This window comes from Paenibacillus sp. IHBB 10380 (assembly GCF_000949425.1).
Taxonomy (GTDB): Bacteria; Bacillota; Bacilli; order Paenibacillales; family Paenibacillaceae; genus Paenibacillus_AQ.
In genome coordinates this window covers 2,208,258-2,220,280 of the sequence record NZ_CP010976.1, presented here as the reverse complement: position 1 = coordinate 2,220,280, position 12,023 = coordinate 2,208,258, and the positions used below count along the sequence as shown (strand labels likewise).

The following is a 12,023-nucleotide window of genomic DNA, read 5'->3' as shown; positions in this document are numbered from 1 at the left end:
TTATAATTTACAATACTTTTCTTGTATTTACATATATTACTATGATAAAATCCTACTTGAAAATATGTATAAATAGGATGTAGACAGAATGATTATGATGATAGTTTTGGAGGAGAGATATGTATACTAATCAATTTCAAACATTAGTAGAGGTCATACAAGACAGAAGTAAAATAACTGACCGTGGTATTCTTTTTATTGATGCTGATAAAATAGAAACTTTTATATCGTATAGTCAATTATTCAATGAAGCACGAGGATATTTAGGTTATTTACAAGAATTAGGAATCAAACCGAGGCAAGAAGTTATTTTTCAGATCCAAGAGAACAAACTGTTTCTAGTAGCATTCTGGGCTTGTTTACTTGGTGGGATGATACCCGTACCTGTAAGTGTTGGTGAAGATGATGAACATAAGCTGAAGGTAAGCCGTATTTGGAACTTACTTAAGGACCCATTTATGATTGCGTCCAAAAAGGCATTGAATAAAATCAAAAAGTTCGCTTTAGAACATGAATTACTAGATTTTCATGATCAATTAGGAGCTACATCGGATATTATACAAAATAAAATATATGATTTCGAATCTGCTAGATGTTATAAAGCTAAGGCAGAAGAGTTGGCATTTATTCAATTCTCTTCAGGATCAACAGGTGATCCCAAAGGTGTTATGCTCACGCATCGCAACTTAATTTACAATACATGTGCTGCTATAAATGGTACTCAAATTACTTCAAGTGATTCTTTTCTTTCCTGGATGCCACTTACCCATGACATGGGGTTAATTGGATTTCACCTCGTGCCGATGGTAGCAGGTATTCATCAGTACTTAATTCCTACCGAATTGTTTATTCGGAAACCTATTCTTTGGATGCAAAAGGTAAATGAACATAAAGCAAGCATTCTATCCTCTCCTAACTTTGGTTATAAGTATTTCTTGAACTTCTTTCGTGAAGAGAAAGCTATAGGTTGGGATTTGTCTTGTGTCAGAGTCATTTATAATGGTGCCGAACCCATATTACCCGAAGTATGCCATGAGTTTTCAAACGTATTGTCACCATATCATTTAAAGAACACAGCTATGTTTACCGTATATGGATTAGCAGAAGCCTCTGTTGCAGTTGCTTTTCCAAATATAGATGAAGAATTGACTTCTGTATATATACACCGAGATCACCTGAATTTCGGCGAGCAAGTAGTTGAATTAGAAAAAGACGCTGAGCATGTGGCATCGTTTGTTGCAGTTGGTAAGGCTATTGATTATTGCCAGCTACGAATCTGTGATCATGTAAATACCATTGTCCCAGATTATGTTATTGGAAACATTCAAATCAAAGGGGATAACGTTACCCAAGGTTATTATAATAATCCACAAGCAACAGAGAAATTGTTAACTCAAGATGGTTGGGTGAATACAGGGGACCTAGGTTTTATAAAGAATGGTAATCTTATCGTAACAGGACGGGAAAAGGACATTATTTTCATCAATGGTAAAAATGTATACCCCCACGACATTGAACGCGTAGCGATTCAATTGGACGGTATCGAATTAGGAAGAGTTGCAGCTTGCGGTGTTTATGATTCTAATAGCCAAAGTGAAGAAATTGTCGTGTTTTTGGTTTATAAAAAATCAATCGAACAATTTCTACCCCTCATAAAAGAAATTAAAAAACACTTATATATACACGGAGGGTGGAGTGTTAAAGACGTACTCCCTATTAAAAAATTACCAAAAACAACGAGTGGAAAAATACAGCGCTATCAGTTAGTTAAGCAATTTGAAGCAGGAAAATTTTTAACAGAGTCCTCATTCATTAATGAATGGATCATAAATGATAAAACAAAAGAAACAGCTCCTATATCTGTTCACGTCTTAGAAACTGAATTAATTTCATTATTTTCTGAAGTGTTAGTAGGGAAAAAGATTGTTATTGGGGATAGTTATTTTGATATGGGTGCAACCTCATTACAACTGGCTCAAATTGCTGAACGTATTGAACAACAATATGGAGAAGAACTTGCTATCACCGACCTCTTTACATATCCGACTATATCAGAATTAGTAAGATATCTATCTAAAGGTTATGACGAAACGATACGAGTAAACAAAAGCATGGAGGATGATCCATCAGCAAAAGATATTGCCATTATTGGTATGTCTCTAAATGTCCCGGGAGCCTCAAATACAAATGAATTCTGGAGTGTTTTAGAGAATGGTAAGCATTGTATTCATGATTATCCTGACAATCGGGTAAAAGACGCAGCGGATTATTTACAATCCATTAGAAGTGAAATCAAAGAGAGTCAATTTATTAAGGGTGGTTATTTAGATCAAATTGATCAATTTGATTATTCCTTCTTTGGTGTAACTCCGAAAACAGCACAATTTATGGATCCGAATCAAAGAATGTTCTTACAAACGGCATGGCACACGATTGAAGACGCAGGTTACGCAGGTGAAGAAATAAATGGAAAAAATGTAGGCGTATATGTAGGTTACTCCAAAGTGGGATATGATTATGAGCGCCTCGTGACGGCTAGTTATCCGGAGGAACTAAAAAATTATTTAATTGGAAATTTGCCATCTGTACTGGCGAGTAGAATCGCTTATTTCATGAATTTAAAAGGCCCGGCTATTACGATTGATACGGCTTGTTCTTCTTCTCTTGTTGCTGTTCATATGGCATGTAAAGGATTGCTCGTTGGAGATTGTGAAATGGCATTAGCTGGGGGCATTAGAACGGCATTGTTACCTATAAGTATTGGATTAGATATGGAATCTCCAGATGCGTTAACAAGGACTTTTAGCGAAGATTCTAGCGGTACAGGATTTGGTGAGGGTGTAGGAGCTGTACTCTTGAAGCCATTACAGCAAGCCATCAACGATGGGGATCACATCTATGGTGTGATTAAAGGAAGTGCGATTAATCAAGATGGTAAAACGGTGGGAATTACTGCACCTAATCCTGAGTCACAGACGAATGTGATTGAACGCGCGTGGAAAGACGCGGGAATTTCTCCGGATACGCTTAGTTTTATCGAAGCACATGGAACAGGGACAAAGATAGGTGACCCCGTTGAGTTTAATGGCCTGCGTAAAGCTTTTGAGAAATATACGGATAGGAAACAATTTTGTTCTATTGGATCTGTAAAAACAAACATTGGTCATTTATTTGAAGCAGCGGGTATAGCTGGATTAATAAAATCCATCCTCATGTTTCAAAACAATAAAATTCCGCCATTGGTTCATTTCGATAAACCTAATCCATTAGTTAAATTTGAGGCTTCACCCTTTTATGTTAATCAAGAATTGATGGATTTTGCTGAAGAAGACAAGCCTTTAAGATGCGGAGTTAGCTCTTTTGGTTTTAGTGGTACCAATGCGCATGTTGTACTAGAAGAATTTGTGCCTTTGAAAACAGAAAATATCATTACTGACTCTAAGCCTAGTCTTAATCTATTTGTTCTATCTGCTACTAATGAAGGGGCACTTGATGAGCTAGTTAAAAGCTATCAGCAATATATAATCGATCACAGCGAAGTTTCAATTCAACAAATTTGTTATACAGCGAGTATAGGAAGAGCTAATTTAGATTATCGTTTGGCAATCGTTATAAGCAGTACACAAGAACTAAGTGAAAAATTAAAACGAATCGGACTAGGAGAACGTAACCTTTCAGATGTTTATTATGGTTATGGAAAAAAAGAGAAAAGGTTCATTTCCGATCATCTGTATACAGAGGCAACTATGGAATCTTTAAATCAATTAGGCGAGTTATTTACACAAGGGGCAGTTATGGATTGGGAGAAATTATATGGTCATGAAGTCATTCAGAAAATTCCATTGCCGTTATACCCATTTGAACAGAAGAGGTGTTGGATTGAAGTTAAACATCCAATACCAACGGGAAACATTTCAGAGAGGGATGAGGTTCATATGGAGATGGCTACAAATGATATTGAATTAAAGATTAAAACAAGTATTAGTCATGCTTCTGGAATTAAGCTGAATGATCTAGATGTTCATGCTCATTTTCTCCAAATTGGCTTGGATTCCATTATTCTCGTGCAAATCAAGAAAGAAATTTTAGATATGTTTGGTCTAGATATCCCAATGGAAATGTTTTTTGAAACCCTAACTAACATTCATTATTTAGTTAAATATGTTTCTGAGAATGTAACTTCTAAGCATAATGAGGAATATACAGAAAATGATGCCATAGTGAATAATACTGTGCAATCTTCTGAAAATGTTTCGGAACAAAATGTTGTTTCTGCAAATGTTTCAGATCAAATCGTTATTTCTGCTATTCAATTGATGGAATCACAATTAAAAAGTTTGAATTTACTATTAGGTGATTCAACAAATGCTGTTCAATCAGCTCATTTAGAAGTTAGAAATAATGAAATCAATGAAATAAAAAAAAAGAAAGAAATCAAACAAGTTAACGAATCTAAGGGAGTCAAACCCTTTATACCTTATCAATCCTTAAAAATTCATGAAGAGAGTGGATTTTCACATCATCAAAAGCAGTATGTAGAACAATTTATGACAAAGTATACTGCAAAAACAAAGGGTTCTAAGTTAAGAACAGATCAGACTCGGTTTGCTCATGCCAATAATCGTAATGTATCTGGATTTCGTTCTTATTGGAAAGAAATAGTTTATCCAATTATCTCCAAACATGCGGATGGCCCAAAGATGTGGGATATAGATGGGAATGAGTATTTGGATCTGACCATGGGATTTGGTGTGAATCTATTCGGTCATAATCCATCTTTTATTAGGAATGTCATGCTAGATAGTATTCAAAGCAATTTACCTCCTTTAGGCCCAATGTCAGATTTAGCAGGAGAAGTCGCTGACACCATTTGTGATATGACAGGTGTAGAGCGTGTTGCATTTTATAATTCAGGTACAGAGGCAGTCATGGTAGCGCTACGGTTAGCAAGAGCAGTAACGGGGCGTTCTAAAATTGTATTGTTCTCAGGGTCATATCACGGAACCCATGACGGTGTGCTGGGTGTAGCGAATCCTGAGGATGCTTTATCTTCTGCACTTTCTATGGCTCCTGGTATTGCAAAAAGCTCTATGGATGATTTAATTATTCTTAATTATAACAATCCAGAATCACTAGAAATCATTCAAAGTCTCGGTAATGAATTGGCAGCTGTACTTGTGGAACCGGTGCAAAGTCGAAGACCTGATGTGCAACCAAGACAATTTCTACAGGAACTAAGAGAGATTACAGCTCGATGTGGAATTGCACTTATTTTTGATGAGGTCATCACTGGATTTAGAATCGCGTTAGGTGGAGCGCAACAATGGTTTGGCGTTCAAGCAGATCTGATTACTTATGGAAAAGTTGTAGGTGGAGGGATGCCTATCGGCATCGTCGCAGGTAAAGCGGAATTCATGAATGCGGTTGATGGCGGAACTTGGAATTTTGGTGATCAGTCTTATCCGGTAGCTGCGGATAAGAAAACATTTGTCGGTGGAACATTTTGTACACACCCCCTTACGATGAGAGTAGTGCTAACGGTGCTACGTTATCTCCAATCAGAAGGAGATAAATTATATAAAGATTTAAATGAATTAACAAATTATCTTGTAAAAGAGCTAAATGAGTTTTTCAAAAAGTCTGATGTACCTATATATATGGTAAACTACGGATCGCTTTTTAGATTTATTTCATTCGGGGATATGGAGTTGTTTTTTTACCATTTAATTTATAAAGGTTTATATATTTGGGAAGGGCGTAACTGTTTTATATCCACGGTGCATACGTTGGATGACATGAATAACATCATTAAGATTGTGAAAGAAACAGTCTATGAACTTCGCGAGGTTGGATTTATACCTGGAGACTCACCTATTCCAGAATATCAACTTTCTTTAGAGCAAAAACATCTTTTACTGACTTCACTGCATGGGGAAGATGCTAATGCTTCATTGAATCAAAGTATTATTTTGAAAATGACAGGGCATGTAAATGCTCAAATATTGAATCAGGCAGTAAATCATATCGCGCATCGTCATGAGGCTTTGAGAACGATGATTCATGTAGATCGTGAAACACAACAAGTTAGACCCGTAATGGACTTTCAGTGTGCATATATTGATTTCTCAGATAATGTGGATGAAAATCAAGAACTGGAAATGTCCAAATGGTTATCTAACGATGCGAGTAAAGCATTTGACTTACAGTCAGACGAACCTCTATTTAGAATCAGTTTACTTAAACGAGAAACGAACCAATATTTTATGGTACTTTCATTTCATCATATTATTGCAGATGGTTGGTCGATCGCTGTATTCATTCAAGAGTTAGAAAAAACATATTCTGCTCTTATCCGAGGGATTTCAATTGCATTACCAGAAGCTACTCCATTCCGTGATTATTTAGAATGGCAACAGATTGAACAGGGTAAAGATACATTTACACAAGGGATTCAGTTTTGGAAAGAGCAGTTTTCCTTATCATTTCCAAAACTAAACTTACCAACCGTGAAATCTGATGATGTTCAAAAAGGATATTCGGGAGAAAGATATTCCTTGAAGTTGGATCTTCAATTAACAGAGTCACTCCGAACATTAAGTATAAATAATAAGAGTAGTTTGTTTGTAACTATGTTTGCTACATTTCATTTATATCTGCACAAACTAACAGGTCAGTCTCAACTTGTGATTGGTGTTCCTACGGCGGGTCAGTCCCACATGAATAAAAACGTGCTCATTGGTAATTGTGTCAACATTCTACCTGTTCACAATAGCGTGCAAACGGAGCAATCCATTGTAGACCATATCATTCATATTAAAGAAACATTAGCTAGCGTGATGAAACATCAGGGTGTGCCGTTGTCTATCGTTTCAGAACAACTTCCTAACATGCAAATACCGGATACTCGTATTTTATTTAATATGGATAGAACGATTCATAACCTTTATTTTGAAAACATGGAGACCGAAATTATATCGTATCCCATTAAACATGTGGCTTATGACCTATTCCTTAATATTACGGATGTTAGCCATGAATTGTGTTTGGATTTTGATTATAATACCGATGTCATTGAGCATGAGATCATGAAATTGTGGTCAGAAGGTTTTGTGAATCTGCTGCAGAATATGGTGAGTCATTCATGGGTTGAGATTTCGTCTTTAACGTTATTTTCGCATGAACGACAAGAGCATTTAAATGAAATGTATAACCGTTTTGTTCATGAGCGTGAACTTAACTCCAATCAAATAGCCGTGTTTGAACATCCAGTAAGTGATACGGAGAGAACGTTGGCATGTATTTGGCAGGACATACTCACTGTAGAGAGAGTAGGCAGAAATGACCATTTCTTTGATCTAGGGGGGAACTCTCTCAAAGCCACGGTTATGCTTTCAAAAGTGCATGAGCAGTTACATCATAAAATTTCAATTGTACAATTCTTCAAGAATCAACATCTTAAGGACCTAGCTAGTGTGATTATGGGTGAGAAAGAGGAAGCTTATATACCTATAGAGGTATTGAAAGTAAAGGAATTCTATGAAACATCACCTGCACAACAACGGATATATTTCATGGATCAATTCGAACAGAATAGCATTTTTCAAAACATGTGCGGGCACATCACGATTACAGGGAAAAGTAATGAACATAAATTGATTTCTTCATTGGACAAAATGATACAGCGTCATGAAGCATTTCGAACATCCTTTCAGCTTGTAGACGGAGAACTTTATCAAAAGATTTCCCCATCCGTTGATTTCGAAGTGAAAAGGTCTCAAATGAGCGCTAGTCAGTTTGATCTTTCTGTTAATGATTTTGCACAACCATTTGATTTGTCAAAGGCTCCATTAATTCGTGCGGAATTCATTCGAATAGATCAAGATCAAGTAGAGATACTTATCGAGATGCATCATATTATATCCGATGGGTATTCCGTTAGTATTCTCGCTAATGAACTTATGGATGATTATGATGGAAATGATATTCCAGAAATTGAAGTTGAATACAAAGACTTTGTAGCTTGGCAGAACACATTTTTGGCGGGAGACTCTTTCAAGAAACAAGAAAAATATTGGCTGGATCAATTTAAAGGGGAGATTCCAAACCTTAATTTGCCTACTGATTTTGTTCGAACACCGTTTGTAACATCAAAAGGATCAAGACTTTCATTCTTTTTAGATGATCAATTGAAGCTGTCTTTGGATAAGCTTGCAAAACGAACAGAAACAACATTATTTATGGTTTTATTGGCAGCCTATAATGTTTTACTTCACAAGTATTCAGGTCAAGAAGATATTATTATAGGTACGCCTACTTTAGGTAGAAATCATCCCGATGTAGAAAAAATGATAGGTGTTTTTATTCAGACCGTAGCGATTAGATCGCAACCCCTTGCGAATAAGTCGTTTCGATTTTATCTCGAAGAAATAAAAAAACAATCCCTAGATGCATTGGATAACCAAGATTATCTTTTTGATAGACTAATAGACAAGTTAAATACACATCGTGATACAACGGGGACAGCGCTCTTCAATACGATGTATAGCTTTTTAAATACAGATTTAAATCAAAGACAAGAAGATGATTGTCAGTTTAAGGTTAAAGAATTAAATGTTGGAGTATCGTTGTATGATTTAATGCTAATCGTGGAAGATGATAACCAGTGTTTGGAGATGCACTTTAATTATAAGACGGATTTATTTACACGAGATACAATCGACACGATGCAAACGCATTTCATCAACATACTCAGAAACATTGTGATCAAACAAGATGTTGTATTGTCAGACATTCAAATGTTATCTCAAAGTGAACAAAACCAACTATTAAATGAATTTAACGACACAAAGATAGAGTACTCACGGGATAAGACGATTCAGGAACTGTTCGAAGAACAGGTGAAGGAAGCACCCAACCAATTGGCGGTTTCATTTGGAGATCACAATTTGACTTACCGACAACTGAATGAACGAGCGAATCAGTTAGCACGAACACTAAGAGCAGAAGGTGTACATGCAGATCAATTGGTAGGGATCATGACAGAACGTTCAATTGAGATGATCATTGGCATCTATGGGATTTTAAAAGCAGGCGGGGCATACGTTCCGATTGATCCGGACTCTCCAGCAGAGCGTATCCAGTATATCTTGCATGATGCAGGAGCAAAGTTGTTAGTCACGCAAGGGCATCTTAAACGAGCTGTATCTTTTAGTGGAAAGTATATTGATTTAAATGATAAAAAAGCCTATACAGATGATATTTCGAACTTGGAGTTAACAGTAGATTCCAATTCGTTAGCTTATGTTATTTATACTTCAGGTACAACAGGAAAGCCCAAAGGGGTCATGATTGAACACCGTCAGGTACATCATTTAATTAAAGGGTTGTATGGCCAAGTTATTGATGATCAGAATAAAAAATTGAACGTAGCATTATTAGCCCCTTATTATTTCGATGCATCTGTTAAGCAAATTTTTGGTGCACTACTGTTAGGACACTCTTTGTTTATCGCAAGCCAAGAAACGATATTAGATGGACAGGCTTTATTGAATTACTATCGAGACAATCAAATTGATTTAACAGACGGTACGCCTGCGCACTTGAAATTACTTTTAAAATCAAACGGTTTTCAAGACATATCGTTACAATACATGCTGATTGGAGGAGAGGCTCTTTCTCAGCAAAGTGTGGTTGAATTAACATCATTATTTTCTATAAACCACACAGCGCCACCAACCATTATAAATGTGTATGGTCCTACAGAATGTTGTGTGGATGCCGCTACGTTTAAAGTTACGCCAGAGCAACTTGTATCAGGAAATAGTCGAGCATACGTCCCGATTGGCAGGACATTAGGCAATAACCGTTTGTATGTTGTGAATAAATATGAACAATTACAACCTGTGGGAGTAGCAGGAGAATTGTGTATTGCTGGCGATGGGGTAGGTAGAGGTTATTTAAATTTACCAGACTTCACAGCAGAGAAATTTGTAAGTGATCCGTTTGTGCAGGGAGAAAGAATGTACAAGACAGGTGATCTAGTAAAATGGCTTCCAGAGGGTAACATCGAGTATATAGGACGAATGGATAACCAAGTAAAAGTTCGCGGATATCGAATAGAACTAGGGGAAGTAGAAGCAGCGCTGTTAAATATAGATTCAGTAAAAGAGGTCGTCGTCACTGTGCACGAGGATGATCATGGGGATAAATCGTTATGTGCATACTTCACAGCAGATTCAATGCTAACGGTTAAAGAGTTGAAAGAAAAAGTATCCAATGAATTACCGAGCTACATGGTTCCAGCCTATTTTATACAATTGGATCAAATGCCACTAACACCCAATGGAAAAGTTGATCGCAGATCACTTCCTGCTCCAGAAGGAAATATACAAACGGGAAGAGATTATGTAGAACCTCGAACATTGGTGGAAGAACAGTTGTTATCTGTATGGCAAGACGTACTTGGTGTAAATAAGATCAGTATCAAAGATCCTTTCTTTGATGTCGGAGGCAACTCTTTACGAGCAACAAAGCTCGTATCAAAGATAAATGAAAAAATGAATGTCAGTGTATCTGTCAGAAATGTGTTTGAATTACTCACGATCGAACAGATGGCCCAGTTCATTGATCATATGGAGGAGCGGAATGTATTTGTCTCCATCCCCAAAGCTGTGGAGAAAGAATACTACCCTATTTCTTCAGCACAAATGAGAATGTACATTATGAGTATAAAGGCCGGTAAAGAACTTATCTATAATATGTCAGGTGTATTCATGATCGAAGGATCATTGGACCGAATGAGATTAGAAGAATCGTTTCAACAATTAATTCATCGTCATGAGTCTCTTCGAACGGCATTTAAAGTAATACACGGAGAACCTAAACAATTGATCCATTCTGAAGTGAATTTTGGAATTGAATATGTAGAACTAACAGAAGAAGATGTAGAAGATCAAATTCAACAATTTGTTCGTGTATTTGATCTTAGTCAAGCACCTCTTCTAAGAGTTGGACTCATTGAACTTGAGCCTGAGCGTCATGTATTGCTTGTAGATTTGCACCATATTATTTCAGATGGATTATCCGTAAACATTCTAATGACTGAAATTAGTGAGTTATATAATGGAGCGAAACTCTCACCTCTTCGGATTCAATACAAGGATTATGCAGAATGGCAGCAGATTCAAATTCAAGGTGATCGGATGAAAGAACAGGAAAAGTATTGGCTCCATGTTTTTAGTGAAGGAATCCCCTTATTGGATATGCCAACAGATTATGAGAGACCTATATCCTTAGGTTATGAAGGAGATTTATTCGAATTTGTGATTCAGGAACAAATGATTGAAGGTTTAAGAACGATGGAAGGTTTAACAGGAACGACGCTGTATATGATTCTATTAGCAGCCTATACCATCCTTTTATCTAAATACAGTGGGCAAGAAGATATTATAGTTGGAGCACCCATTGCAGGAAGAACTCATGCAGAGTTAGAACCGATTATTGGTATGTTTGTGAATACACTTGCTTTAAGAAACTATCCTTCAGGAGAAAAAACGTTTACGAAGTACTTACTTGAGGTCAAAGAAAACATGTTAAATGCCTATGAAAATCAAGATTATCCATTTGAGGAATTAATCAAGAAAGTAGATATAACAAAAGATGTACGGCGTAATCCGTTATTTGACACGATGTTTGTGTTACAAAATACAGATGTAACGGAAATTCAAATGGATGCTGTAACATGTAAACCTTATGTTCAAAATAACAAGATATCAAAATTTGATTTAACATTATATGCAGAAGTTTTTGACTATAAATTAGAAGCGGCTTTTGAATTTAGCACAACATTATTTGAGAAAACAACGATCGAAGCGATGTCCAAAAATTTATTGTTGATCTTAACATCTGTTGTTCAAAACCCACACATCGAAATCAACAAGATTAAATTGGTTGAAGAATTAATAAATAGTGAACCCTTAGTAGATTTAATGGAAGTAGATTTCTAATTATTAAAAATCGGAGGT

The 12,023-nt window shown here is 36.3% G+C and carries 1 protein-coding gene; it reads left to right on the top strand.

Features of this window, described 5'->3' with window-relative positions:
• The first annotated feature begins 119 nt into the window (after positions 1-119).
• Positions 120-12,005 (top strand): non-ribosomal peptide synthetase, encoded by an 11,886-nt coding sequence (locus tag UB51_RS09495; RefSeq protein WP_044877091.1) that lies wholly within the window; start codon positions 120-122, stop codon positions 12,003-12,005.
• Positions 12,006-12,023 lie beyond the last annotated feature (18 nt).

Coding starts and splice junctions, on each gene's coding strand:
- UB51_RS09495 (WP_044877091.1), top strand. CDS start 120: ATGTATACTAATCAATTTCAAACATTAGTAGAGGTCATACAAGACAGA.